Consider the following 24415-nt stretch of genomic DNA (forward strand, 5'->3'; position numbering starts at 1 on the left):
TATATGGTCCCCAACGCAACAAACAATAATGCCGATAATGAAGGGACCAGAGAGAACTTGGCTTACATTCGCCAGATGCTCGCGGAACTGCGGCAGGTCGCAAGCCGCGAGGGGGCCGACATGCTGTGTTATCTGATCGAGATGGCCTATGTCGAAGTCGGCGATATCCAGAGCGGACGGCGCAAGCTGTCAATCCGCGATGAAGAGCGACACACGCCCCCCGGCATGCCGGTTTAGACGTCCGGCGATATCAAGCTCCAGCAGCACCAGGTGAACGGTTGCAGCGGAAAAACCTGTGTGACGGATGATATCGTCCGTTTCCACAGGCGAGGGACCGAGAGCGGCGGCGATGATGCTGCGCTCGTCGTCCCCTGGTGGTGACATCTCCGTGTCGGATCTCGGTTCCTCGATCTTGCGTTCATAGGGCAATTGCGGCTCCATCAGCGGCCGCAGCGCTTCCAGAATATCAGCCGCGCCCGTGGTCAGCATCGCGCCTTCCTTGATCAGCCGGTTGGTGCCCTCGCAGCGTGCATCGAGCGGGGAGCCGGGTACGGCGAAAACGAGCCGCCCCGCTTCTCCGGCAAGCCTTGCCGTTATCAGCGAACCGGAGCGCTCCGCCGCTTCGACGATGACGACACCGAGGGAGACGCCGGCGATCAATCGGTTGCGGCGGGGAAAATCGCGGGCGCGCGGTTCCCAGCCAAAGGGCATTTCGCTGATCGTCGCGCCGCCCTGGTCATATATTTCCTGCAAAAGCCCGAAATTTTCCTGCGGGTAGGGGCGGTCGAGACCACCGGCCAGCATGGCAACCGTGCCGGTTGCAAGGCTTGCCCGGTGTGCGGCCGCATCAATGCCGCGCGCCAGCCCCGAAGCGATGCTATAGCCGGCGCGGCCGCAATCGCGCGCCAGCATGGCGGCGAATTTCGCGCCGTTGATGGAGGCGTTGCGCGAACCGACGATGCCGATGCTCGGTCTTGTCGCGGTCGCTGCCGATCCTTTCATGGCGATCAGCGGCGGCGCGCCATCCAGCTGCCGCAGGGCAGGTGGGTAATCGGGCTCGCCGATGCCGACGAAACGCGCGCCGAATTTCTCCGCGGTCTCGATCTCGCGTTCCGCCTCCGCTTGCGTCGCGATGCGCGGACTGCGCGACGAGCCGCCGCGCCTTGAAAGCTCGGGCAGGGCATCGAGCGCCTTTTCGGCGCTGCCGAAATGATTGATGAGTTCGCGGAAGGTGACGGGGCCGATATTGTCGCTGCGGATGAGCGTCAGCCACGCGACCCGCTGCCGCGCGGAAAGCTCTATGCCCTGCCGTGTCGTTTCCTCATGCGGCATGGCACATCCTTAAATGGGCCTCAGCCCTTTTGCCCGATCCTGCTTTCAGTGCCCGCCAGCAGGCGCGCGATGTTCTCGCGGTGCTTCCACCATGAAATCGCACTCAGCAGCGTAACCAGCAGAGCCGTCTTTTCAGGTCCGAGCACCCAGAGGGCGACGGGAATGACCAGCATGGCCAAAAGCGCCGACAGCGACGAGTAGCGGGTGATGAAGGCGGTTGCGAGCCAGATGAGCGCAAAGGCCAGCATCATCAGCGGTGCGGCCCCCAAAAGCACGCCGATATAGGTTGCCACACCCTTGCCGCCCTTGAAGCCGAGCCACACCGGAAACAGGTGGCCGAGGAAGGCGAAGAAACCGGCGACCAGCGACGCTTCGTAACCCCAGAGCGCATTGGCGACCAACACCGCCGCCGTGCCCTTCAGCGCGTCCAGCAGCAGGGTTGCGGCGGCGAGCTTCTTGTTGCCCGTGCGCAGCACATTGGTCGCGCCGATATTGCCGGAGCCGATCTTGCGCACGTCACCCAGCCCCGCCATGCGGGTAAGAATGAGGCCGAAGGGAATGGAACCGAACAGATAGCCGATCAGCGCTGCAAGCGCGAGAAGGGCAGGCGCCGTCTGCCAGTCAGTCAAAGCACTCATTCAAACGTCCCCTCTGTCGCGCTGGCCGCGTGATCTCTGTCGGTGATCTTATGCCAAGGAATGAACGGCTTTGCCAGCCACATAAGTGGCAACCGCGCGGCCGCTGAAACGGGCATCCTCAAACGGGGTGTTCTTGGATTTCGAGACCAGCTGCTCCTTTGCCACGAGCCACGGCTCGTCGAGGTCAATCAGCGTGATATCGGCCTTCGCACCCACCTTCAGCGTTCCGGCATCCAGTCCGAAAATCTTGGCCGGGCGGGTGGAAAGCGCATCGATCAGCCGCATCAGCGGAACTTCGCCGCTGTGGTGCAGGCGCAGCGCCGCCGCCAGCAGGGTTTCAAGCCCGACCGCGCCGCTCGCCGCATCCGAAAACGGCAGCCGCTTGGTGTCGACATCCTGCGGGTCGTGCGAGGAGACAATAATGTCGATGGTGCCGTCCTTCAGCGCCTCCACCATGGCCTTACGGTCGTCTTCGGCGCGCAGCGGCGGCGAAAGCTTGAAGAAGGTGCGGTATTCGCCGATATCGTTCTCGTTGAGCGTCAGATGGTTGATCGAGATGCCGCAGGTGGCTTTGACGCCCCGCTGCCGCGCAACGCGGATCGCTTCCGCCGATTCGGGCACGGAAATCTTGGCGGCGTGGTAGATCGCCTGTGTCAGCCCGGCAATGCGCAGGTCGCGCTCCAGCGGGATGATCTCGGCCTCCTTCGGAACACCCGACAGCCCGAGCCAGCTTGCGAAAAGCCCCTCGTTCATGTCACCGCCGCCGATATATTTGTCGCGCGTCTCAAGCGCGATCACTGCGCCCAGTTCGCGTGCATAGGTCATGGCGCGGCGCAGCACCAGCGTGTCGGAAAGCGCCTTGCGGCCGTTGGTGAAGGCCACCGCGCCGGCTTCCTTCAGCATGCCGAATTCGGTCATTTCCTCGCCATTCAGGCCCTTGGTGAGTGCTGCTGCGGGATGCACATTGACGAGCGCCTTGTCGCGCGCCGTCTTTTTCACATATTCGACCAGCGCGATGTCATCGATAACAGGATCGGTATCGGGCATGACGATGATGCTGGTGACGCCGCCGGCTGCTGCTGCGCGCGAGGCGGATTCGATGGTTTCGCGGTGTTCGGCACCAGGCTCACCCACGAAAACACGGGCGTCCACCAGACCGGGAACAGCCAGCAGACCCTTGCAGTCGCGAACGGTCGCCCCTTCGGGAGCGCCCTGATTATGGGCGTCCTTGCCTGCCGCCAGAATGGTGCCGTCGGCACCGATGATCACACTGCCGGTCTCGTCAAGATTTCGGGATGGATCGACGATGCGGAGATTGTTGAGAACGGTAACGACACTCATACGCGCTCACCCTGATTTTGCGAGACAAGCAGGGTTTCCATGACCGCCATGCGCACGGCAACCCCCATTTCCACCTGGCTTTCGATCACGCTCTGCGGACCGTCGGCCACGTCGGAGGCGATTTCCACGCCGCGGTTCATCGGGCCGGGATGCATGACCAGCGCATCCTCCTTCGCCGCTTTCAGCTTTTCGGCATCGAGGCCGTAATAATGGAAATATTCGCGCACCGAAGGCACGAAGGAGCCGGACATGCGCTCGCGCTGCAGGCGCAGCATCATCACCACATCGGCGTTCTTCAGCCCTTCTTTCATGTCGTGGAAGACTTCCACGCTCATGTCGCGGATACCGGAGGGCAACAGCGTGGCGGGGGCGACGACGCGAACGCGCGCACCCATCTGGTTGAGCAGGATGATATTGGAACGGGCGACGCGTGAATGCAGCACGTCACCGCAGATCGCCACCGTAATGCCTGATAGTTCGCCCTTCGCGCGGCGGATGGTCAGTGCGTCGAGCAGCGCCTGCGTTGGGTGCTCATGCTGGCCATCGCCGGCATTGACGACGGAGCAGGCGACCTTTTGCGCTAGAAGGGCGGCGGCACCGGCGGAGGAGTGGCGAACCACCAGCACATCCGGGCGCATGGCGTTCAGCGTCATCGCCGTATCGATCAGCGTTTCGCCCTTCTTCACCGAGGAATTGCCGACCGACATGTTCATCACGTCAGCACCAAGGCGCTTTCCGGCAAGTTCGAAGGAGGACTGCGTGCGCGTCGAGGCTTCGAAGAACAGGTTGATCTGCGTCAGGCCCCGGAGCGTCGAGGTCTTTTTCTCGCGCTGGCGGCTGATTTTCACCGCCTCGTCGGCCTTGTCGAGAAGCAGGGAAATATCCTGATGGGAAAGCCCCTTGATGCCGAGGAGATGGCGATGGGGGAAGAAGACCATGCGGTTTGCCTCCTGACGGGCGCCGCATTTTCCCGTGAAAATGCCCGGAACGCCCGAATGCTGATCCGTGCGCTCCCATTCGCTGTGAACACGCCTCAGGAGTGCGGCGGAATTCGGTCCTGCGCTCTATAGAGACTGCATGGTCGCGGGGCAAGCGCCCGCAACTCCTGAAATGAAAACATGGCGATGTTTCCCCAACCCTCTAGGCAACAGCCTGACCATGGAAGGCGCAGGCGTCAGACGATGCCATGCTCCTTTAAAAGCGCCTGTTCGTCGCCTGACGCCCAGCCGAAAACTTTCGGCGCCCCGTCCAGCCTCTGGACGAAGTAGTGAACATCGAAGTCGATTGCGACATCCGGTTGCCGCTTGCGATCAAAGGTCGCCGTCCAGGCAACATGGGCAAGGCAATGATGGTCGTCGATGGGCGAGATACGGATGTCGCGTATCCGCATTTCCTTCGTTCCGATCGTCCGATAGCGCTCGTAGCCCTTCATCATGACCTGCTTCAAGTGGTCATCGTTCTTTCCGGTCATCACCCCGGCGGGGGAGGCGGCGATAAAGTCGGAGGCGTAGAGGGAGGCGACCTCCTCCATATCCATGTCACCCTTGAGAGACTTATTGAAAAATCGCTCATATCGCTCGAAGAGCTTTCTTACGCTGGCCTCCATGGTCTCCTCCCTGTGCAGCCGTTCAGCAAAGTCGCCAACCGAAAAAGCCTGCCGCAGGTTCCACATCCGGCCGCAGATTATGGAGAATGCGTTTATCCGCATGCCTGCCGGTTGCTGCCGCAACTTCTGCGCGGCTTTTTTGGGGACTGTCGTTGATCTTGCCGGAAACGTGTTTGGCATTCTCGCCGGGCCGGATACCCAAATCAGGATCACTCCCGAAAAATGCTGAAAGCGGCGGTTTAATCGTCTCAATCGCTTCCTGCGGGTGGAATTATGCAATATCACCCCACTATGCAACGCCAGTACAAAACAGCTAGAAGCAGCGGATGACCCAGAATTCCCGGACAGAAGAAACGCTCGCCGAACTGAACCAGCCAAGCCTCTGGTCCGGTATCAACGCCTATCGTTCCGATCCGCTGATCGTCGACCTCACTTCCGGCCTGTCGCGCAATCTAAGGGATGAGTTCGACCAGCTCGGCCGTTACGTCACGTCGCATGAGGCGCAGGAACTGGCGCGCATGGCCAATCAGGGCGTGCCGCAGCTGCATACCCACGGCCCGCGCGGCGAGCGTCTGGATCAGGTGGAATTCCACCCCGCCTGGCATGCGCTGATGCGCCGTTCCATGTCGTCAGGCCTGCATTCCAGCGTCTGGGAAAATTCTCCCGATACGCGCGGCAATGAGCACAAGGCCCGCGCCACGAAATTCTACCTGACCTCGCAACTTGAGGCCGGGCATCTTTGCCCGCTCACCATGACCAGCGCCTCCGTCGCCGCCATCATGGCTTCGCCGCGCGTGCAGAAGGAATGGGCGCCGAAGATTCTCTCGCGCAAATATGATTCCTCGCAGAAACCTGCCCTGCAGAAAACCGCCGTCACCATTGGCATGGGCATGACGGAAAAGCAGGGCGGCACGGATGTGCGCGCCAACCGCACGACGGCCGAGCGGGTGGGCGAGGGCATCTATCGCCTGTCCGGTCACAAGTGGTTCCTCTCCGCGCCGATGAGCGACGGTTTCGTCATGCTCGCCCAGATGGGCGACGGCATGGGCTGCTTCCTCGTGCCGCGTTATCTGGAGGATGGCTCAAAGAACGGCCTGCATTTCCAGCGCCTGAAGGACAAGCTCGGCAACCGCTCCAACGCATCCGCCGAAGTCGAATTCACCGATGCCTTCGGTTATCTGCTGGGCGATCCCGGCAGCGGCATCCGTACCATTCTTGACATGGTGACGCTGACGCGGCTCGATTGCGCGCTTGCCTCCGCCGGCATGATGCGCGCCTCGCTTGCCGAAGCCGTGCATTATGCCCGCGGCCGTTCTGTTTTCGGCAAGATGCTGGTCACGCAACCGATCATGACGCGCGTTCTTGCCGACATGGCGCTGGATGTGGCGGCGGCCACTGCGCTCTCCTTCCGGCTGGCGACGGCATTCGACGCTGCCCGCAACAATCCGGCCGAGGCCGCCTATGCGCGGGTGATGACGCCCATCGTGAAATACTGGTGCTGCAAGATCGCGCCGGCACTTATCTATGAGGCCATGGAGTGCCTTGGCGGCAACGGTTACGTGGAAGAGCGGCCGATTGCCCGCCACTATCGCGAAGCGCCCGTCAACGCCATCTGGGAAGGCTCCGGCAACGTCATGGCGCTGGATGTGCTGCGGGTTCTCCAGCGCGGCAAGGATCTGTTCGATCTCGTTTTCCAGACGCTGGAGCGCGATCTGGGTGCAGCCGGCAAAAAGACCACCGACGTGCTGCGCGCCGCAATCGCCCTTGCCGAACGCGACGAGGGAGCGGCCCGCCTGCTGGTGGAGCAGTTCGCGCTTGCGGCCGCTGCCGCCGAGCTTTGCCGTCTCGGCGCCGGCAAGATTGCCGATGCCTTCCTCGAGACCCGTCTCGCGGGCGGCTGGCGGCATACTTACGGCATGCTCGATTCCCGCTTCGATCCGAATTATATAATCGATCTTCTTTATCCGCCTGCATCTTGACCGATGCTTGCGGATGAAGGTTTTGCAGTCCCGGCGGGAGGGGTCTCGGATTTGAAAAACAGCAATGGCGTAAAGCGTGTTCTGATCTGTCGTGACACTTTCGCGCATCGATGCGCGGCAAGGGAAGGCGGCTGCCAATGCTGACCTTCCGTTCCGCCCGCGCCGAGGATGAAGACGCGCTCTACGCCATAAGCCTTGCAACCGGCGATGCCGGGCAGGACGCCACCGCCCTTTACAATGACGGCCGCATGGTCGGGCATATCTATTCCGTCCCCTATCTGCATCTCTGGCCCGATGCCGTTTTCGTGGCGGAGGATGAGGAAGGTGTGTGCGGTTATATCGTCGGCGCACTCGATACGGCGGTGCACGAAGAGCGGCTGGAGCGGGAATGGTGGCCGCATCTGCGCAGCCTTTATCCCGATCCCGGCGGCGACCAGCAGACATGGGACGCCGACCAGCGCCGCGCCCAGTTCATCCACCATCCGCGCCGCACACCCGCCTGGCTCACCGATCCGTTTCCGGCCCATATCCACATGAACCTCCTGCCGCGCACGCAGGGCAAGGGCGGCGGCACCCGGCTTCTGTCGCGCTGGCTAGATATGGCGAGACAGAACAACGTCTACGGCATCCACCTCGGCGCCAGCGAACGCAACCATGCGGGCATGCGCTTCTGGGAAACCCGCGGGTTCAAACGCCTTGAAAGCCACGAAACGCCGGGCAGCGTATGGTTCGGCATGGCGCTGGAGTAATATTGGCAGATTATGCCAATCGGTGGTATTGTTGGACGTCGCTAATATCTGGTGGAGGCTCTGATGCCGACGCGTAACGTCGTTCTGACACAGCATCACGAAGAGATCATAGACGAACTCGTTAAATCTGGCCGCTATCAAAATGCCAGCGAAGTGATGCGCGAGGGCTTACGATTGATCGAAAGGCGCGAGCGCCTTGAGGTGACCAGATTGGAAGCCTTGAGGGCTGCGGCGCAACAGGGCTTCGCAGACCTTGATCAAGGCCGTTTTACGGATGTGGCGGAGGATGATCTCGACGACTTCATTTCCGCTCTCGGGCGCGACGCTGAAGCGCGCCTTGCCAAATCTGATAAGGCATGACGAAGTATCGTCTGTCCGAAGCCGCGCAATCGGACATTATTGAAATTCTTGGATGGACCCACACGACATTTGGGGCCGCAGCTAGAAAACGCTACGAAAAATTGCTTGTCACGGCGCTGCGTGATGTTGCGCGGGATCCGTTTCGCTCCGGAACAAGTCTCCGCCCGGAAGTGGCAGACGATGTCCGCAGCTACCATCTCCGTTACATCCGGGAAAGGGCGAGAAGTGAAACCGGCCTGGTTAAATATCCGAGGCATCTGTTGCTTTATCGCGTGTTGAATCCCGATTTGGTGGGCATCGGTCGCATTCTTCATGATTCCATGGAGATCGAGCGGCATCTCCCGGTTGACTATGGAGATGTCAGCGGCTGAAAACGCATGGTGTCACCTTCATCCACAAAAACCTTCCGTCCATCCGCCCCGCCGCGTTGTTCTTCCCTTCATGCTTTGTTAACCCGTTGAGAGAGGCCTTTCAAAACACGGGTAGGGAATCATGCTGGCGACCGCAGAGGCGATTTCAGCCGACAGACCGGAAAAACGCATCAAGGATCGCGCTCAGACCGAGAAGGCGATTTTTAATGCGGCGCGGTCGCTGCTTGCCGAAGAGGGATTTCAGGGTTTTGGCATCAATGCCGTTGCCCGCCGCGCCGGCTGCGACAAGCAACTCATCTACCGTTATTTCGGCGGCCTCGATGGCCTGATCGAGGCGATCGGCGAGGACCTCGGTTCATGGGTGAAGGATCGCATTCCGGAAGATACCGGCGGCATGTTCCTTTTGACCTATGGCGACCTCATGGAAAAGCTGGCGCTTTATTTCATGGATGCGCTGCGCAGCGATCCTCTCGTCTGCAAGATCATTGCCTGGGAAGTGTCTGACGGTTCACCGCAGGTGAGACAGCTTGCCGAAGCCCGCGCCAAATCGCTGGGCAAGTGGCTGGAGCGGATGCGCGGTTCGCTGGCGGCGCCGAAGGGGGTGGATACAGCGGCGGTCAATGCCGTACTGTTCGCTGCCATTCAGCACCTCGTCATTTCCGCTGCGACCAGCGGTCAGTTCGCTGGCGTACCGCTGAAATCAGACCGGGACTGGGACAAGATAGCCACTGCCGTCAAAAGGTTGGTGCGCGGCGTTTACGGCTGAACCGGTTTCGCAGGCGGAAGACGGTCGCGCCTGGACCTGCGCATTAAAAAAATCAGTCATGTTTTCATCGGGCCGGCAAATGCCCGGCGCATCCGGCCGTTCACGCGATCACGTTCTTTTCCACATGTCGGCCGCCGTCGTTAACCATAATGACAGCTTTCGTTTGCCTCGCCATGGCTGCCGGTCCAGTGTGGATTAACGAAATGTTAACCATGCGCAATGACTGCGCATAAGGGAGCCGCAAGTGAGCCGCTGGACAGCTTTAGGCGTCATGATGACGTTTTTTGTGATGCTGCCGTTGGATATCGACGCGCCGGCGCTGAACCTCTGCCTTATGGCCGTGGTGCGCTGGGCGGTGCTTGCCGGCGTTCCCGATACGATGTTTGTGCGGGGGCAGGCGGCATGAAGTGGTTTCTGATCCTCTGGGCCGGTCCCGTTGCGCTGCTGGGTAGCTGGTACTGGCTTTCCTATTACGACATGAGCTTCGGCTTCTACATGCTCACACGCCAGACCCATGATCTGGTGTTCGAGATTTACGGCAATATTCTCGGCCTGCCGCCGGAAAGCCTGCCGCCGCTGGTGGCGCGCGCCATCGCCGTTGACAGCCTGATCGTTTTTGCGATTCTTGCCTTCCGCAAGAGAAAGCAGATTGCGGCCTGGTGGCAGGGCCGTCAGTCGGCCGCGCGGGTGAGTGCGGAAAGCCTGTCCAGCGCGCCCTGAAGAATGAAGCTCGCGGCGGCCGAATCGATGCGTTCGGCCCGCTTTGCGCGTGAGACGTCCATTTCCAGCAATGCGCGCTCGGCCGCGACCGTCGAAAGCCGCTCATCCCAGAAAATGAAGGGCAGGGCGGTTTTTTCGCTCATCGTCCGCACAAAGGCGCGCGTCGCCTGCACGCGGGGACCGGCCGAACCATCCATGTTCATCGGCAGGCCGATGATGAAGGCGAAAACTTTTTCCTTTTCGGCAAAGGCCAGCAGCACTTCCGCATCCTGCGTGAATTTCACCCGTTTGATGACGGGGCGCGGCGTTGCGAAACGCCGCGACAGGTCCGACATGGCAAGCCCGATCGTCTTCGTGCCAAGGTCGAGGCCGGCAATCGCCTGTCCCGGCTGAAGCGCCTGCGCCAGTTCCTCAATGGTGAGTGTTGCCATGTCGCGTGTTGTCCTTATCGTTTGCGGACGAATTCGGTGCGCAGCACCAGACCCTTCACCGCATCATGTTTGCAATCGATCTCTTCCGGATTATCGGTCAGGCGGATCGACTTGATGACGGTACCCTGCTTGATGACCGTGCTGGTGCCCTTGACCTTCAAATCCTTGATGAGGGTGACGGAATCGCCATCCGCCAGCACATTGCCCGCCGCATCGCGCACTTCATTCGTACGCGCCGCTTCTGCAGCCAGCTCGGAGGCCGGTCGCCATTCACCGGTCGCCTCGTCATACACGTACTCGTCATCATTTGCGGCCATGGTCGCCTCTCTTAAATATTGGTAGTGCGGTTGTTCAGGCCGTCCTATGTCATAATATACCGGCAATACAAAGGAGAACTTCCCATGAAAATCACCTGGCTCGGCCATTCCGCCTTCCGCCTCGAAAACGGCAGCGCGAAGATACTCATCGATCCGTTCTTCACCGGTAACCCCGGTTTTGTCGGACAGGATGGAAAGTCGGCAGCCGAAGGCATCACCCATATTCTCCTGACCCACGGCCATGGCGACCATGTCGGCGATACCGTCCAGCTTGCCCGCGAAACCGGCGCGACGGTTCTTGCAAATGCCGATCTTGCCGCCTGGCTTTCCGCCAAGGGCGTCGCGAAGGTCGATATGGGCAATACCGGCGGCACGGTGCATTTCGATGGTTTTTCCGTCACCTTCACCAATGCGCTGCATTCCTCCGCCCAGATCACCGAAGACGGCGTCTCCCATTCGCTCGGCAATGCCAACGGTCTGATGCTGCATTTCGAAGACGGCCCGGCCGTCTATCACATGGGCGATACCGACATCTTTTCCGACATGAAACTCATCAATGAACTGCATCAGCCGGATATCGGCCTTGTGCCGATCGGTGACCGCTTCACCATGGGCGGAGCCGTCGCCGCGCTCGCATGCCAGCGCTTCTTCAATTTCGGCAATGTCATTCCCTGCCATTACGGTTCCTTCCCGATCATCGACCAGACGCCGGAGAAGTTCGTGGCCGGCATGGAAGGGGCGCAAGCGCGCGTCCACACGCCGAAGGCCGGCGATACGCTGTCCTTCTGACATTTTGCCCGTGCATGTCGCGACCGCAAACCGCCATACAGTTTGGCGCGACATGCTTTCTACCGTTGCGAATGACGGACATGGTGATTATAGCGAATGGGAAATATCCCATCGGAGTAGAACCATGTCCGTCGATCTCGCCACCGTAAAGCGCGTTGCGCGCCTTGCCCGTATCGCAGTCAGCGAAGAAGAAGCACAGAATATGCTCGGCCAGCTGAACGGCATACTCGGTTTCGTGGAGCAGCTTTCGGAAGTGAATGTCGACGGCGTTGAGCCGATGACCTCGGTGACCCCGGTGGACATGAAAAAACGCGCCGACGTGGTGACCGACGGCAACAAGGCGGAAGACATTGTCGCCAATGCGCCTGCGACCGACCGGGACTTCTTCATGGTCCCGAAAGTGGTCGAATAAGCCGACCACCTCTGCCGCCCGATTTTTCCAAGATTTCGAAAGCCGTTGCCGACCATGACCGACCTGACGAGCCTGACCATTGCCGAAGCCCGCGAGAAGCTGAAGGCCAAAGAATTTTCCGCCCTCGAGCTGACCGACGCCTATCTCTCCGCCATCGATGCGGCCAACGGCGCGCTGAACGCCTATGTGGCGACGACGCCCGAAAAGGCGCGCGACATGGCGAAAGCCTCCGACGACCGCATCGCCGCCGGCAAGGCTGGCGAGCTGGAAGGCGTTCCGCTTGGCGTGAAAGACCTTTTCGCCACCCGTGACGTGCACACGCAGGCGTGTTCGCATGTTCTCGACGGCTTCAAGCCGAAATATGAATCCACCGTTACCCAGAACCTCTGGGATCAGGGCGCCGTCATGCTCGGCAAGCTCAACATGGACGAATTCGCCATGGGCTCGTCCAATGAAAGCTCCTGGTACGGCCCTGCCATCAACCCTTGGCGCGCCAATGGTTCCGACCAGAAGCTGGTGCCCGGCGGCTCCTCCGGCGGTTCGGCCGCAGCCGTTGCCGCGCATCTCTGCGCCGGCGCCACCGCAACCGATACCGGCGGCTCCATCCGCCAGCCGGCCGCCTTTACCGGCACCGTCGGCATCAAGCCCACCTATGGCCGCTGCTCGCGCTTCGGCATCGTCGCTTATGCTTCCTCGCTCGATCAGGCAGGCCCGATTGCCCGTGACGTGCGTGATGCCGCGATCCTGCTGAAGACGATGGCAAGCGTCGACGCCAAGGACACGACCTCCGTCGACCTGCCGGTGCCGGACTACGAAAAGGCCATCGGTCAGTCGCTCAAGGGCCTGAAGATCGGTATTCCGAAGGAATATCGCGTCGACGGCATGCCGGAAGAAATCGAAAAGCTCTGGGCCAAGGGCGTCGAGTGGCTGCGTGATGCCGGTGCCGAGGTCATCGATATCTCGCTGCCGCACACCAAATACGCGCTGCCCGCTTATTACATCGTCGCGCCGGCGGAAGCCTCGTCTAACCTTGCCCGTTATGACGGCGTCCGTTACGGTCTGCGCGTCGACGGCAAGGACATTGCCGACATGTACGAAAAGAGCCGCGCCGCCGGTTTCGGTAAGGAAGTGCAGCGCCGCATCATGGTCGGCACCTATGTGCTGTCCGCCGGTTATTATGACGCCTATTACCTGAAGGCGCAGAAGGTCCGCACCCTCATCAAGCGCGATTTCGAAAACGTCTTCCACGAAGGCGTCGACGCCATTCTGGCGCCGATCACCCCGTCTTCCGCCTTTGCAGTCGGTGACGAGGAACTCGCTTCCGATCCGGTGAAGATGTACCTGCAGGACGTTTTCACCATCACGGTCAACATGGCCGGTCTTCCTGGCCTCTCGGTTCCGGCCGGCCTCGACGGCAAGGGCCTGCCGCTTGGCCTCCAGCTCATCGGCAAGCCTTTCGAGGAGGAAACGCTGTTCAAGACGGCGCATGCCATCGAGCAGGCAGCCGGTAAGTTCACCCCTGCCAAGTGGTGGTAAGCGGATTCACCAAGCTCTCTACACAAACGGGCGGCATTGAATGCCGCCCGTTTGTTTTTCATCGATTGTCCAGCTCGCCCCGCACGAGTTCCAGCCCGCGCGTCGTGATGCGGTAGGGTTTGCCGCCGGAAGAGGCGATGGCTCTCTTCCGTTTCAGTTTGCGGAAGGTGAGGAGATCGAGGCCGCTGAAAATCCAGCCGTCACGCGTGTAAAGCGCGAGTTTTTCGATTTTGTGGGCGTCGTCTCGAACGAGTTCAATTCTGCCGCCCTGGGCGAGCAGGTGAAGAATGCGCTGTTCGGCGCGGGAAATGTCCATTTTTGGAAGTCCGGTCGGCGTCATATAGACGCGTGAAAGCAAATCCGGGTGCGGTTAGGGCATCCGGCTCGGTTTCAGCATGGCCCGGCGCGCAATAAACTTGCGGGCAGGGCCTTTACCGGGACTCCGATTGAGCGAACATAAAAACTCCGTTCTTGCTCCTTTTGGGTAGCGGGCAAAGCCGAGGCGGTCAAGTCCCGCCAGGCGCGAGAAAACCATGCTGGTCGAATCGCCTTGGCAATGGTTTAATTTCAACGGCCATGGAGGGCGCGGCTTGATCGTCATTCGCAATGCGCATGAGCAGGAGGCGGAGGTTCTGGCGGCCATCGGCCTCAGGGCATGGCGACAGGCAACCGCGGCTCTCGGCATCACCCCGACCCTTTACGACAATGCGGCCAGCGCCTTTTCCAATTTTACCCGCTCGTCATGGCTGGCGATCAGGGTGGCGGAGTTTGGCGGCTCGGTTGCCGGATGGGCGGCGCGTGAGCATTTCGACGAGACGATTTCCGATTTCTGGATCGATCCTGATTTTCACCGCAGAGGTGTCGGCAGCCACCTGTTGGGCGATGTCGAAAGGCTGATTGAGGACAGGGGGTTCGAGACCATCCGGCTTGAAACCCATGCCCAGAATGAGCCGGCCGTCGCCTTTTTCCGCCACCATGGCTATAGCGTCCGCTGGCTCTCCGTCTCCTATGCGCCGAAACTCGACCGCGAAGTGCAGTCGGTAGGCCTGCAGAAGCAATTGGCCGAAGTCGAGAGCGGTCTTTATGGGCCGGCTTTCTGAGACAGAGTTTGCAGAGCCTCCACCAGCCGCATCGGCCAGTCCGGCGTGATGGCGAGCGATGCGACAAGGCCAATCTGCAATATCACGATCGATATCAGGATGTTGCGGAACGGTTCCTTGCGTGTCTTATGCCGGAGCAGCCGTTGTGCCGAGATCGCGCCCAGGCTGCCGCCGATGAGTGCAAGCGATAACAGCGTGCTTTCCCGGATGCGCCATCCGCCATTTCTTGCCGCTTCCTTGTCCCACCAATAGACAAGAAAGACGAAAAGATTGAAGGCGATATAGGTTATGAAACAGAGAGCGACCGTCACCATGACGTGAATTGAAACCGGGAAGCGTAAAAAACGCGTATCCTGTATCGGCGAAAATCCCGGACCCCGCGTGAGAGGGTGCAAGATGTCTTGCGCCCGCGCTCCATTTGTTCTACCCACCAAGGCCAAAGAACCCGTATATCGTGAGCTTCAGATGACCCTTGTAGACGTGCGCACCCCCGACCCGAAACGCTTCATTCCCGGCGCCACCGGCGATTGGGAAATCGTGATCGGCATGGAGGTGCATGCGCAGGTTCTCTCCAATTCCAAGCTGTTTTCCGGTGCATCGACCACCTTCGGCAATGCGCCGAATTCCAACGTGTCGCTGGTGGATGCCGCCATGCCGGGCATGCTGCCCGTCATCAACGAGGAATGCGTGAAGCAGGCGGTGCGCACCGGTCTTGGCCTGAAAGCCAAGATCAACAATCGCTCGATCTTCGACCGCAAGAACTACTTCTATCCGGACCTGCCGCAGGGCTACCAGATTTCGCAGTTCAAGGACCCGATCGTCGGTGAGGGCACCATCACCATTTCGCTCGGTCCGGACCGTCAGGGCAATTTCGAAGATATCGAAATCGGCATCGAGCGTCTGCATCTGGAGCAGGACGCCGGCAAGTCCATGCATGACCAGCACCCCACCATGTCCTTCGTGGACCTGAACCGTTCGGGCGTGGCGCTGATGGAAATCGTCTCCAAGCCGGATATGCGCTCGTCTGACGAAGCCAAGGCCTATCTCACCAAGCTGCGTTCCATCGTGCGTTATCTCGGCACCTGCGACGGCAACATGGATGAAGGCTCGATGCGCGCCGACGTCAACGTCTCCGTGCGCCGTCCGGGCGAAGGTTTCGGCACGCGCTGCGAAATCAAGAACGTCAACTCCATTCGCTTCGTCGGTCAGGCCATCGAATATGAGGCGCGCCGCCAGATCGCCATTCTGGAAGATGGCGGCGTGATCGATCAGGAAACCCGCCTGTTCGATCCCGGCAAGGGCGAGACGCGGTCCATGCGCTCCAAGGAAGATGCGCATGATTACCGTTATTTCCCCGATCCGGACCTCTTGCCGCTCGAATTCGACGATGCTTTCGTCGAGGCGCTGAAGGTCGACCTGCCGGAGCTTCCCGACGACAAGAAAGCCCGTTTCGTGGCCGATCTCGGCCTGTCGGTCTATGACGCCTCGATCCTCGTTTCGGAAAAGGCGATTGCCGATTATTACGAGGCCGTCGCCGCCGGCCGCGATGCGAAGGCTGCCGCCAACTGGGTCATCAACGATCTGCTCGGCGCGCTGAACAAATCGGGCAAGGATATCGAGACGACGCCGGTTTCGCCCGAACAGCTCGGTGGCATCATCGATCTCATCAAGGCCGAGACCATTTCCGGCAAGATCGCCAAGGACCTGTTCGAAATCGTCTGGAACGAGGGCGGCAACCCGGCGGAAATCGTTGAAGCCCGCGGCATGAAGCAGGTGACCGATACCGGCGCCATCGAAAAGGCCGTGGATGAGATCATCGCCGCCAACCCGGATCAGGTCGAGAAGGTGAAGGCAAAGCCGACTCTTGCCGGCTGGTTCGTCGGTCAGGTCATGAAAGCGACGGGCGGCAAGGCTAACCCGCAGGCGGTGCAGGCGCTGGTGAAGGCCAAGCTCGGTATCGAGGAAGAGTAAGCGGACGCTGCCTCGTGCTCACAGGTATCGAGGCAGAAAGCTCTCATCCGTCATCCTCGGGCTTGTCTCGAGGATCTAACGACCCACAAGGTCCAATGTGCTCAGATCCTCGGGACAGGCCCGAGGACGACGTCGGGCACGAGGGACTGACATCACTTCTGCCGGGATCAACGCCCGGCATTTCTGTTTCAAGACGGAGCCAAATCATGTTCTTCATCCGCACGGCAAGCCTGCGTGACATTGAGCCGGTGCGCAACCTGCTCGCCACGACGTGGCACGCGACCTATGATGCGATCTATGGCGTGGACAAGGTCAACCAGCTGATCCTCGCATGGCATTCGCCGCAGGCCATGAAGGACCGCATCGAGAAAAAGGGCGGCGAGTTTCTGGTGGCTGACGACGGCAAGCGGATTGGCGGCATGGCCTATGGCTCCATGTCCACCAAGATGGCGAAGACAGCCCTGCTGCACCAGCTCTATGTCGCGCCTGACCTTCAGCGGCAGGGCGTCGGCCGCGATCTCTTCGCCGAACTGGAAACCTGTTTTCCGGATGCGGAAATCATGCGGCTGGAAGTCGAGCCTAAAAATACTGTCGCAATCGCCTTTTATGAAGGCGTCGGATTTGTCGAGGTCGACCGAATCGAGCGCATGGCGGGCATCGAGGGTCTGCCCGGCGTCGTTATGGAAAAGAGCCTGACCCGATGAATGAGAAACTTCAACAACTGATCATCCGCACGGCGCGCGAAGACGATCTTCCGGCACTCGCCGCCATTTTTGCCGCCGACGAGATCGGCGGCCACGGCGATACGGCGGAAGAATCGGCGCAGCCGGATTATCTCGCCGCTTTCCGCGCCATCGAAGCGTCGCCGAGCGAAACGCTCTATGTGGCGGAACTGGATGGCGAGGTGGTCGGCACCTTCCAGACGGCGATCCTGACCAAGCTCGTCGGGCGAGGGGCAAAGTCCATGGTGATCGAGGCGGTGCAGACGCGTGCCGACATGCGCGGTCGCGGCATCGGCGCGGTGATGATCAATCATTGCCTGGACGAAGCCCGCCGTCAGGGCCTGAACGCCGCGCAGCTGACGTCCAACATGGCCAGGCTGGACGCTCACCGCTTCTATGAGCGGCTGGGTTTCGAGAAGCGGCATTTAGGCTTCAGGATGAAGCTGAAATAGCGCGGATATATCTCGAAATGCTGGACAATTGCCGTGAGGGGCGGCATAAGCATGTCTTGTGCCGTGCACGGAAAATCGCTGCGGCGCATTCAAGCCCGAGGAACGTAGAATGAAGACTCTCCTGACGCAAATCTTCACCTGGTGGAACGGCCAGACGATCGGAACGCGGTTTCATACCTGGCGTTTCGGCAAGAAGGTAGGACAGGACGAGTTGGGCAACACCTATTACGAAGGCGGCACCACCTCCTGGGGTATGCCGCGCCGCTGGGTGATCTACAACGGTTATGCCGAAGCGTCGGCCATTCCGCCCGGCTGGCATGGCTGGATGCATTACCGCACCGACGTGCCGCCGAGCCAGGAAAGCTACGTTGCGCGCGACTGGCAGAAGCCGCATCAGCCGAACCTCACCGGTTCCTCCAAGGCCTATCGCCCTCAGGGGTCGCTGGCCGTGGCTGGCGAGCGCCCGCGCGTGACCGGCGACTACGACGCCTGGACCCCCGGCAACTAAGCATCTTGCGATGCGCGGTGTTGTGCAAAACACCGCGCTTGCATCCGGCCTCACCGGTTTTTGCCACATTCCGCCCTTAGGCGTTGATCCGGTCGGCGGTTCGACACAGGCAAATATTTGGAGACATATCGTATGAGGAAATTCACGCGGGATCGTTCTTTGCGTGCGCTGACAGTCTCGCTGTTTGCAGCGGTCTCTGCTGTCATCCTCATTTCGCCCGTTTATGCTGCTCGTCTTGAAAACCGTGTGGCGGTGTTTTCCGGCATCGACAAGATCACCGGCCGCATCACTTCCTTCGATGTCTATATCGATGAGACCGTGCAGTTCGGCGCGCTTCAGGTGACGCCGAAAGTCTGCTATTCCCGCGACCAGACGGAAGCGCAGAAGATCGATGCCTTCATCGAGGTGGATGAAATCACCCTCGACCGCAAGATCAAGCGGATTTTCACGGGCTGGATGTTCGCCGACAGCCCCGGCCTCAACGCCGTGGAACATCCCATCTACGACGTGTGGCTGACGGGCTGCAAGCAGGACTCGGAAGTTCCCGCTCCCTCAACGGCAAGCAAGTAATTAACCCACGACCGCGCCTATTTCTGGCGTCTGAGCTTCTCGGCCAAATCGGCCAGGGCTTTGCTTTTGCTTTCCAGTTGTTCGATCATTTCCTCCCGTGTCAGTTCAGGCTCGATCACAATCGGAACGGTGAACTTGTTGGGCTGATCGCCGGCGGGCGGTGAGGGGAACCTGATTTCGGAAAATGCCCTCTTCACGGCCATTCTTGTCTGATAGGTACTATCCCTTATGTTTTTGACCTGAACGGCCTGCATCTTTCCCGCCGGGTCAACGCGGAAAGTAACAAGGAGTACCTGCTTCTTGTTCGTCCGCACGACCTTGAATTCGGGGCGGCCGGTTACGCCCGTCAAGGCTCGGGAAATTTCGCTTCGCCAGGCGGCCTGCGGGTTGGGGCGCTGTTCGGCAGCGGTGACATTCGCCGCCGGCGTCAACATCAATAACAAGGCCGCAATCCAGCGCATGGCCATCCCCCGGCAAACCATATATCATGATCGGATAGGTCATGTTTTCGAGGGTTGCAAGCAAAATCTCAGGTTGTTTTCAGCGTAGATTTTCTTGCGCCGACGATTTTTCGAATGGTACGTCCGGCCTGTCGACAGCCGCTTCAAGTATCGTGGCATATTCCGACTTCGGAATATCGATTGCCCCGAATGTCTTCAGATGTTCGGTCGTAAATTGCGTGTCGAGCAGCGTAAACCCCTGCTGCCGCAAACGCTCGACCAGATGCACGAGGCAAATCTTCGATGCATTGGTGCGGCGGGAAAACATGCTCTCGCCGAAGAAGGCGGCGCCCAGCGAGACGCCGTACAGCCCGCCGACGAGCTCCTCGCCCTCCCACGCCTCGACGCTATGGGCGTGGCCGATCTGGTGCAATTCGGTATAGAGCCTGCGGATGGTGGCATTGATCCAGGTGCTTGGCCTGTCCGGCGCTTCCGCCGCACATCCGGCCATCACCGCTTCGAAGGCGGTGTTGAAGCGAATCTCGAACGGCTTCCTGCGCATCGCCTTGGCGAGGCTTTTGGAAACGTGAAAACCATTGAGCGGGATGATTCCCCGAATTTCCGGCTCGACCCAGAAAAGCTCGGGATCGTCAGCCGAATCGGCCATTGGGAACAGGCCGGCGGAATAGGCGCGCAGCAGGATATCGACCGTTATGCCGTTATTTCTACTGCGCCGCCCAACCATATCGTCTTAGTGAGACGCGTCACCGGCCAGATATTTTTCCAGCCAGTGAATGTCGTAATCGCCCTTCAGGATATCCTCGTTCTGAAGGAGATCCTGGAAAAGCGGCAGCGTGGTCTTGATGCCATCAACGACGAATTCGTCGAGCGCCCGACGCAGACGACGAATGCATTCGTCACGGTCGCGGCCGTGAACGATCAGTTTGCCGATCATGCTGTCGTAATAGGGCGGGATCTTGTAGCCCTGATAGGCACCGGAATCGACACGCACACCAAGACCGCCCGGCGTGTGGAAATAGGTCAGCGTGCCCGGTGAGGGAACGAAGGTGCGCGGGTCCTCGGCATTGATACGGCATTCGATGGCATGGCCATGGAATTCGATATCCGCCTGCGTGACCGACAGGCCCTGACCGGAAGCGACCCGGATCTGTTCCTGCACGAGATCCATGCCGGTGATGGCTTCCGTCACCGGATGCTCCACCTGCAGACGGGTGTTCATTTCGATGAAATAGAACTCGCCGTTTTCATAGAGGAACTCGATGGTGCCGGCGCCGCGATATTTCAGCTTGCGCATGGCGCTCGCGCAAATCTCGCCGATCTTCATGCGCTGTTCGACGGTCAGAGCCGGCGAATTGGCTTCTTCCAGCACCTTCTGGTGGCGGCGCTGGAGCGAGCAATCGCGTTCGCCAAGGTGAACGGCATTGCCTTCGCCATCGCCGAAAACCTGCACTTCGATATGGCGCGGTTTGCCGAGGTATTTTTCCATGTAGACGGCGTCGTTGCCGAAGGCTGCTGCCGCTTCGGATCGGGCCGTCGCAACGGCCTCTTCCAAATCGGCTTCGGTCTTGGCCACCTTCATACCGCGACCACCGCCGCCCGCCGTCGCCTTGATGAGGACCGGGAAGCCGATCGTCCGGGCGATTTCGAGCGCGTTTTCAGGCTTCACTTCGCCATCGGAACCGGGAACCACGGGAATGCCGAGTTCCTGCGCCGTCTGCTTGGCGGTGATCTTGTCGCCCATGATGCGGATATGTTCGGCGGTCGGTCCGATGAAGGTGATGCCGTGCGCGTCAAGGATATCGGCAAACTTGGCGTTTTCCGACAGGAAGCCGTAGCCAGGGTGAACGGCGTCCGCACCGGTGATTTCGCAGGCCGCAACGATCTGGTGGATGTTGAGGTAGCTGTCACGCGAGGGCGGCGGGCCGATGCACACGCTTTCGTCGGCAAGGCGCACATGCATGGCGTCCGCGTCGGCCGTGGAATGCACGGCCACCGTCGGAATGCCAAGTTCCTTGGCGGCGCGCAGGACGCGTAGCGCGATCTCGCCGCGGTTGGCTATGAGGATCTTCGAAACCATGCTGAACCGCCTTTATTCGATGACCACGAGGGCTTCGCCATACTCCACGGGCTGAGCGTCGTTGACGACGATTTCCACGACCTTGCCGGACTTGGGAGCCGGGATCTGGTTCATGGTCTTCATGGCTTCGACGATGAGGATGGTCTGGCCTTCCTTGACGGTTGCACCCACTTCGATGAAGGGACGTGCGCCCGGGGCAGGCGAAAGATAGACCGTGCCGACCATGGGCGAGGACACGGTGTTGGCCGGGTTGCGGGCAGGCGCTGCGGAGGCCGCAGGGGCGGCCGGCGCGGCTGCGGCCGGTGCAGCAACGGGGGCTGCTGCCGGTGCGGGCGCATAAGCAGCAGGCGCTGCGGCATAGACCGTGGCGGCGGGAGCGGCGCGGGAAACGCGGATGCGCAGGTCGTCCTGCTCCACTTCGATTTCCGAAAGGTCGGTATCGTTGAGGATATTCGCGAGTTCGCGGATCAGTTCCTTGTCGATACCCTGTTTCTTTTCAGACATGACAAACCCTATTCTTTGTTTCTTTTTATGCCGTGATGTTTTTCAGCGCGTGAAGCGCCATGATGTATCCATATGGTCCGAAACCGCAGACCATGCCCTTTGCCGCGGGTGATACCATCGATTTGTGACGGAACTCTTCGCGGGCGTGGATGTTGGAAATGTGCACTTCCACGACGGGCGTGGAAATCGCGCGAATGGCGTCATGCAACGCGATGGATGTGTGGCTGTAGGCGCCGGGATTGATGACGACGCCTACCGCCCGCTCGCCCGCCTCCTGCAACCAGTCCACCAGCACGCCTTCGTGGTTGGACTGGCGGAATTCCACTGCGAAACCGAGATCGGCACCGGCTTGAAGGCAATCATTCTCGATGTCCTTCAGCGTCTTGCCACCATAGATACCCGGTTCCCTTTTTCCCAGCATGTTGAGATTGGGGCCGTTGATGACGATGATGATGTTGCTCATTCACGTTTCCATAAGAAAATCAGCGACACCTATAGACTGCGCAGCCGTCAAGGAAAAGCCCCCGCAAGCCCTAAACCGGCCGCTTGGCAGGCATCTCACAGGGAATGCAGTGGCTTTTTTGGCAATCAGGAGCAGGTGGCTTTTCCACAGCTGCGCATATTGGCGATTTTTTCCTTCAGCGGGTCAGCGCCGACCGCACCGAAAACCGCCTCGTCGCCGACGATATAGGACGGCGTTCCGGTGATGCCGAGGCTGGTTGCCAACTTGTAAGTCTCCTGCACCTGCTCGTCATTGGGGTTCTCCGCCATCGATTTGCGGATGTCGGCTTCCTTGAGACCGAGCGAGGTCGCGACTTCCATGGCGCTGTCCTCATTCGCCCGTCCGCGACCGCCGAGCAGCGTGCGCTGGAATTCGGGATACTTGGCCGGCGCAAGCAGCTTCACGGCATTGGAGACACGGTGGGCCGCAACCGATTCCGGTCCGAGGATCGGGAATTCCTTGAGAACGACGCGCACCTTCTTGTCGCTCTTCAGAATATTGTCCATGTCGCCCATGGCGCGTTTGCAATAACCGCAATTGTAGTCGAAGAACTCGACCAGCGTGACATCGCCATCCGGGTTGCCGAGCGCCAGATCGAATTTCGATTCGAAGATGGCCTTCTTGTTGTCGGCGACGGCTTCCGCCGCCTTGGCGTTGCGCGCCGCATATTGCTTGCGCTCAAGCGCATCCTGAACCTCGAGCATGATTTCCGGGTTCTCGATCAGATATTGCTTGATGAACTCGCCCATTTCCTTCTTCTGCTGCTCGTCGAGCGCATGGGCGGGCAGGGAGGCGAATACCGTCGAAAGGGCCGTCACGCTGGCGAGAAGGGTGGAACGGAGAAAATGCGCCATATCGGTCCTCATTCTGTGCGGCCGGAGCCTCTTGAAATCTTATGAAGGCAATTACCTTACTTTAAGCCAAATGCCATACGGCAAAAATACTTGTCCGCATTATGATCGCATGATTGTGAAGATTGTGATTCTGCGGCAAGTCTCTGAAATACGGTTCAGGAAAGAGCATGCCCTTGATTACGATGTCGAAGCGGAGCGCAGTCGAACCCTTTCACGCCATGGATATTCTGGCGGAAGCGAATCGGCGCAGGCAGGCGGGCCGCCCCGTCATTTCCATGGCGGTCGGCCAGCCCTCGCATCCCGCGCCGAAAGCCTCGCTTGCGGCGGCTGAGGCGGCGCTGAAGCATGGGCGGATCGGTTATACCGATGCGCTCGGCCTGCGCGAGCTGCGGGAGGCGATCGCCGGTCATTACCGGCTGCGCCACCAGGTCGCCATCGATCCGGCCCGCATCGCCGTGACCACGGGCTCATCCGCAGCCTTCAATCTCGCTTTCCTCAGCCTTTTCGATGCCGGCGATTATGTCGCTATCGCAAGGCCCGGCTATCCGGCCTATCGCAATATTCTGAAGGCTCTCGGCCTCAATGTCGTGGAAGTGCCGGTTACGGCGGAAACCGGCTATACGCTGACCCCGGCAAGTCTGGAGCGGGCAGAGACAAAGGCCGGCTGCAAGCTGAAGGGTGTGCTTCTGGCAAGCCCGGCCAATCCGACCGGCACCGTTACCGGCCGTGAGGCGCTGAAGCGGCTTGCGAGCTACTGCGAAAGCCGCGACATGGCTTTCATTTCCGACGAGATTTATCACGGCCTTACCTTTGTCGGCGAAGAGACGAGTGCGCTTGAAATCACCGACAATGCCGTGATCATCAACTCCTTCTCCAAATATTATTGCATGACCGGCTGGCGCATCGGCTGGATGGTGCTGCCCGAAAATCTGGTCCGTCCCGTCGAGTGTCTGGCCCAGAGCCTTTATATTTCCGCGCCCGAACTGTCGCAGCTTGCGGCGACAGCGGCCTTTTCGGCGGCGGAGGAACTGGATGTCTATCGGGAGAGCTATCGCACCAACCGCGATTTCCTGATGGCGCGCCTGCCGGAGATCGGCCTGCCGCTGGCATCCCCTATGGATGGCGCTTTTTACGCCTATGTCGATACCAGCCGTTTTTCTAATGACAGCATGGATTTTGCCAAGCGCATGCTGGCGGAAATCGATGTGGCGGCGACGCCGGGCATGGATTTCGATCCCGAGGAAGGGCACAGGGCGCTGCGCATTTCCTATGCGGGTTCCGTGTCGGATATCGCCGAGGCCGTTGGACGTATTGCCGGCTGGCTGAAATAAGCCGGGATCATCCGTT

33 protein-coding genes are annotated in these 24415 nt (G+C 60.1%); 18 read left to right on the plus strand and 15 right to left on the minus strand.

Annotation, left to right across the window (positions count from 1 at the left end):
- Positions 1–3: 3 nt before the first annotated feature.
- The gene (locus tag AGR7B_RS06290) at positions 4–237 is read left to right on the plus strand and encodes a hypothetical protein (RefSeq protein ID WP_003521491.1); all 234 of its coding nucleotides are present in this window, start codon (positions 4–6) and stop codon (positions 235–237) included.
- Here the strand turns inward: AGR7B_RS06290 and dprA are convergent.
- The 5 genes from dprA to AGR7B_RS06315 all read right to left on the minus strand — a co-directional run bounded on the left by dprA (position 190) and on the right by AGR7B_RS06315 (position 4917).
- Entirely contained in the window at positions 190–1332 is a 1143-nt protein-coding gene (dprA, locus tag AGR7B_RS06295) for a DNA-processing protein DprA (protein WP_080856266.1), read from the minus strand. The two genes, AGR7B_RS06290 and dprA, sit on opposite strands and share 48 nt — an antisense overlap.
- Before the next feature lie 20 nt (positions 1333–1352).
- A complete protein-coding gene (gene plsY, locus AGR7B_RS06300; RefSeq protein WP_065653971.1) occupies positions 1353–1970 on the minus strand; it encodes a glycerol-3-phosphate 1-O-acyltransferase PlsY in 618 nt (205 codons plus the stop codon).
- Between the two features lie 48 nt (positions 1971–2018).
- Complete coding sequence (locus tag AGR7B_RS06305) at positions 2019–3311, minus strand: dihydroorotase (protein ID WP_080856268.1); 1293 nt, start codon at positions 3309–3311, stop codon at positions 2019–2021.
- Complete coding sequence (locus AGR7B_RS06310; RefSeq protein ID WP_080856269.1) at positions 3308–4249, minus strand: aspartate carbamoyltransferase catalytic subunit; 942 nt, start codon at positions 4247–4249, stop codon at positions 3308–3310. The genes AGR7B_RS06305 and AGR7B_RS06310 overlap by 4 nt, the downstream gene beginning before the upstream one ends.
- A gap of 236 nt (positions 4250–4485) precedes the next feature.
- Entirely contained in the window at positions 4486–4917 is a 432-nt protein-coding gene (locus AGR7B_RS06315) for a DUF6841 family protein (RefSeq protein WP_080853180.1), read from the minus strand.
- 326 nt (positions 4918–5243) lie between these two features.
- Between AGR7B_RS06315 and AGR7B_RS06320 the strand changes: the two genes are divergently transcribed.
- The 7 genes from AGR7B_RS06320 to AGR7B_RS06345 all read left to right on the plus strand — a co-directional run bounded on the left by AGR7B_RS06320 (position 5244) and on the right by AGR7B_RS06345 (position 9862).
- Positions 5244–6896 carry an acyl-CoA dehydrogenase family protein gene (locus tag AGR7B_RS06320; protein ID WP_020808932.1) on the plus strand — a complete coding sequence of 551 codons (1653 nt, stop codon included), beginning with the start codon at positions 5244–5246 and terminating at the stop codon, positions 6894–6896.
- Positions 6897–7033: 137 nt separating this feature from the next.
- The gene (locus AGR7B_RS06325) at positions 7034–7645 is read left to right on the plus strand and encodes a GNAT family N-acetyltransferase (RefSeq protein ID WP_020808933.1); all 612 of its coding nucleotides are present in this window, start codon (positions 7034–7036) and stop codon (positions 7643–7645) included.
- 63 nt (positions 7646–7708) lie between these two features.
- On the plus strand, positions 7709–8005 hold the full coding sequence (locus tag AGR7B_RS06330; RefSeq protein ID WP_080856270.1) for a type II toxin-antitoxin system ParD family antitoxin: 297 nt from the start codon (positions 7709–7711) through the stop codon (positions 8003–8005).
- Positions 8002–8376: a type II toxin-antitoxin system RelE/ParE family toxin gene (locus tag AGR7B_RS06335; RefSeq protein WP_080856271.1), complete on the plus strand. Its 375-nt coding sequence runs from the start codon at positions 8002–8004 to the stop codon at positions 8374–8376. Before AGR7B_RS06330 ends, AGR7B_RS06335 begins: the two co-directional genes overlap by 4 nt.
- Before the next feature lie 121 nt (positions 8377–8497).
- Positions 8498–9142: a TetR/AcrR family transcriptional regulator gene (locus tag AGR7B_RS06340; RefSeq protein ID WP_003521480.1), complete on the plus strand. Its 645-nt coding sequence runs from the start codon at positions 8498–8500 to the stop codon at positions 9140–9142.
- 271 nt (positions 9143–9413) lie between these two features.
- Positions 9414–9548: a hypothetical protein gene (locus AGR7B_RS26425; protein ID WP_256366667.1), complete on the plus strand. Its 135-nt coding sequence runs from the start codon at positions 9414–9416 to the stop codon at positions 9546–9548.
- Positions 9545–9862: a DUF6105 family protein gene (locus tag AGR7B_RS06345; protein ID WP_003521478.1), complete on the plus strand. Its 318-nt coding sequence runs from the start codon at positions 9545–9547 to the stop codon at positions 9860–9862. Before AGR7B_RS26425 ends, AGR7B_RS06345 begins: the two co-directional genes overlap by 4 nt.
- Here the strand turns inward: AGR7B_RS06345 and ruvX are convergent.
- Together ruvX and AGR7B_RS06355 are read right to left on the minus strand one after the other, a co-directional pair.
- Positions 9814–10293: a Holliday junction resolvase RuvX gene (gene ruvX, locus AGR7B_RS06350; protein ID WP_065653965.1), complete on the minus strand. Its 480-nt coding sequence runs from the start codon at positions 10291–10293 to the stop codon at positions 9814–9816. The two genes, AGR7B_RS06345 and ruvX, sit on opposite strands and share 49 nt — an antisense overlap.
- 14 nt (positions 10294–10307) lie before the next feature.
- On the minus strand, positions 10308–10610 hold the full coding sequence (locus AGR7B_RS06355; RefSeq protein ID WP_065653964.1) for an alkylphosphonate utilization protein: 303 nt from the start codon (positions 10608–10610) through the stop codon (positions 10308–10310).
- An 84-nt stretch (positions 10611–10694) separates the two neighbouring features.
- Here AGR7B_RS06355 and AGR7B_RS06360 point away from each other — a divergent pair, with 84 nt between their 5' ends.
- From AGR7B_RS06360 to gatA, 3 genes are all read left to right on the plus strand, one after another.
- Positions 10695–11399: a metal-dependent hydrolase gene (locus tag AGR7B_RS06360; RefSeq protein WP_065653963.1), complete on the plus strand. Its 705-nt coding sequence runs from the start codon at positions 10695–10697 to the stop codon at positions 11397–11399.
- Between the two features lie 124 nt (positions 11400–11523).
- Entirely contained in the window at positions 11524–11811 is a 288-nt protein-coding gene (gatC, locus tag AGR7B_RS06365; RefSeq protein ID WP_003521472.1) for an Asp-tRNA(Asn)/Glu-tRNA(Gln) amidotransferase subunit GatC, read from the plus strand.
- A 54-nt stretch (positions 11812–11865) separates the two neighbouring features.
- Complete coding sequence (gatA, locus tag AGR7B_RS06370; RefSeq protein ID WP_080856272.1) at positions 11866–13347, plus strand: Asp-tRNA(Asn)/Glu-tRNA(Gln) amidotransferase subunit GatA; 1482 nt, start codon at positions 11866–11868, stop codon at positions 13345–13347.
- Between the two features lie 58 nt (positions 13348–13405).
- Here the strand turns inward: gatA and AGR7B_RS06375 are convergent, their stop codons facing one another.
- Positions 13406–13663: a YjhX family toxin gene (locus AGR7B_RS06375; RefSeq protein WP_003521470.1), complete on the minus strand. Its 258-nt coding sequence runs from the start codon at positions 13661–13663 to the stop codon at positions 13406–13408.
- Between the two features lie 274 nt (positions 13664–13937).
- Here AGR7B_RS06375 and AGR7B_RS06380 point away from each other — a divergent pair, with 274 nt between their 5' ends.
- On the plus strand, positions 13938–14447 hold the full coding sequence (locus AGR7B_RS06380) for a GNAT family N-acetyltransferase (protein ID WP_035217587.1): 510 nt from the start codon (positions 13938–13940) through the stop codon (positions 14445–14447).
- On the opposite strand, the gene AGR7B_RS06385 is transcribed toward AGR7B_RS06380, so the two are convergent.
- Entirely contained in the window at positions 14429–14761 is a 333-nt protein-coding gene (locus AGR7B_RS06385) for a DUF1294 domain-containing protein (RefSeq protein WP_162934065.1), read from the minus strand. The genes AGR7B_RS06380 and AGR7B_RS06385 overlap by 19 nt on opposite strands.
- A 151-nt stretch (positions 14762–14912) precedes the next feature.
- Between AGR7B_RS06385 and gatB the strand changes: the two genes are divergently transcribed.
- The 5 genes from gatB (at position 14913) to AGR7B_RS06410 (ending at position 18670) form a co-directional block, all read left to right on the plus strand.
- Positions 14913–16418 (plus strand): Asp-tRNA(Asn)/Glu-tRNA(Gln) amidotransferase subunit GatB, encoded by a 1506-nt coding sequence (gatB, locus tag AGR7B_RS06390; RefSeq protein WP_080856274.1) that lies wholly within the window; start codon positions 14913–14915, stop codon positions 16416–16418.
- 206 nt (positions 16419–16624) lie between these two features.
- On the plus strand, positions 16625–17122 hold the full coding sequence (locus tag AGR7B_RS06395; protein ID WP_080856275.1) for a GNAT family N-acetyltransferase: 498 nt from the start codon (positions 16625–16627) through the stop codon (positions 17120–17122).
- The gene (locus tag AGR7B_RS06400; RefSeq protein WP_080856276.1) at positions 17119–17592 is read left to right on the plus strand and encodes a GNAT family N-acetyltransferase; all 474 of its coding nucleotides are present in this window, start codon (positions 17119–17121) and stop codon (positions 17590–17592) included. Before AGR7B_RS06395 ends, AGR7B_RS06400 begins: the two co-directional genes overlap by 4 nt.
- A gap of 109 nt (positions 17593–17701) precedes the next feature.
- On the plus strand, positions 17702–18100 hold the full coding sequence (locus AGR7B_RS06405; RefSeq protein ID WP_003521463.1) for an NADH:ubiquinone oxidoreductase subunit NDUFA12: 399 nt from the start codon (positions 17702–17704) through the stop codon (positions 18098–18100).
- A 132-nt stretch (positions 18101–18232) separates the two neighbouring features.
- Positions 18233–18670, plus strand: coding sequence for a DUF2155 domain-containing protein (locus tag AGR7B_RS06410; protein ID WP_080856277.1), 438 nt, complete (start codon positions 18233–18235; stop codon positions 18668–18670).
- Between the two features lie 17 nt (positions 18671–18687).
- Here the strand turns inward: AGR7B_RS06410 and AGR7B_RS06415 are convergent, their stop codons facing one another.
- The 6 genes from AGR7B_RS06415 to AGR7B_RS06440 form a co-directional block, all read right to left on the minus strand.
- On the minus strand, positions 18688–19131 hold the full coding sequence (locus AGR7B_RS06415) for a hypothetical protein (protein WP_065653956.1): 444 nt from the start codon (positions 19129–19131) through the stop codon (positions 18688–18690).
- A gap of 79 nt (positions 19132–19210) precedes the next feature.
- Positions 19211–19855: a leucyl/phenylalanyl-tRNA--protein transferase gene (gene aat, locus AGR7B_RS06420; protein ID WP_078053997.1), complete on the minus strand. Its 645-nt coding sequence runs from the start codon at positions 19853–19855 to the stop codon at positions 19211–19213.
- Positions 19856–19861: 6 nt separating this feature from the next.
- Positions 19862–21208 (minus strand): acetyl-CoA carboxylase biotin carboxylase subunit, encoded by a 1347-nt coding sequence (gene accC / locus AGR7B_RS06425; protein ID WP_063951155.1) that lies wholly within the window; start codon positions 21206–21208, stop codon positions 19862–19864.
- 12 nt (positions 21209–21220) lie between these two features.
- A complete protein-coding gene (gene accB / locus AGR7B_RS06430) occupies positions 21221–21712 on the minus strand; it encodes an acetyl-CoA carboxylase biotin carboxyl carrier protein (protein WP_059752742.1) in 492 nt (163 codons plus the stop codon).
- Between the two features lie 25 nt (positions 21713–21737).
- The gene (gene aroQ / locus AGR7B_RS06435) at positions 21738–22175 is read right to left on the minus strand and encodes a type II 3-dehydroquinate dehydratase (RefSeq protein ID WP_065653953.1); all 438 of its coding nucleotides are present in this window, start codon (positions 22173–22175) and stop codon (positions 21738–21740) included.
- 125 nt (positions 22176–22300) lie between these two features.
- Positions 22301–23068 carry a DsbA family protein gene (locus AGR7B_RS06440; RefSeq protein WP_003521455.1) on the minus strand — a complete coding sequence of 256 codons (768 nt, stop codon included), beginning with the start codon at positions 23066–23068 and terminating at the stop codon, positions 22301–22303.
- A 173-nt stretch (positions 23069–23241) separates the two neighbouring features.
- Here AGR7B_RS06440 and AGR7B_RS06445 point away from each other — a divergent pair, with 173 nt between their 5' ends.
- Entirely contained in the window at positions 23242–24399 is a 1158-nt protein-coding gene (locus AGR7B_RS06445) for a pyridoxal phosphate-dependent aminotransferase (RefSeq protein WP_003521454.1), read from the plus strand.
- Positions 24400–24415: the final 16 nt, after the last annotated feature.

It is taken from the genome of Agrobacterium deltaense RV3, assembly GCF_900013505.1.
In the GTDB taxonomy this organism is placed as follows: domain Bacteria; phylum Pseudomonadota; class Alphaproteobacteria; order Rhizobiales; family Rhizobiaceae; genus Agrobacterium; species Agrobacterium leguminum.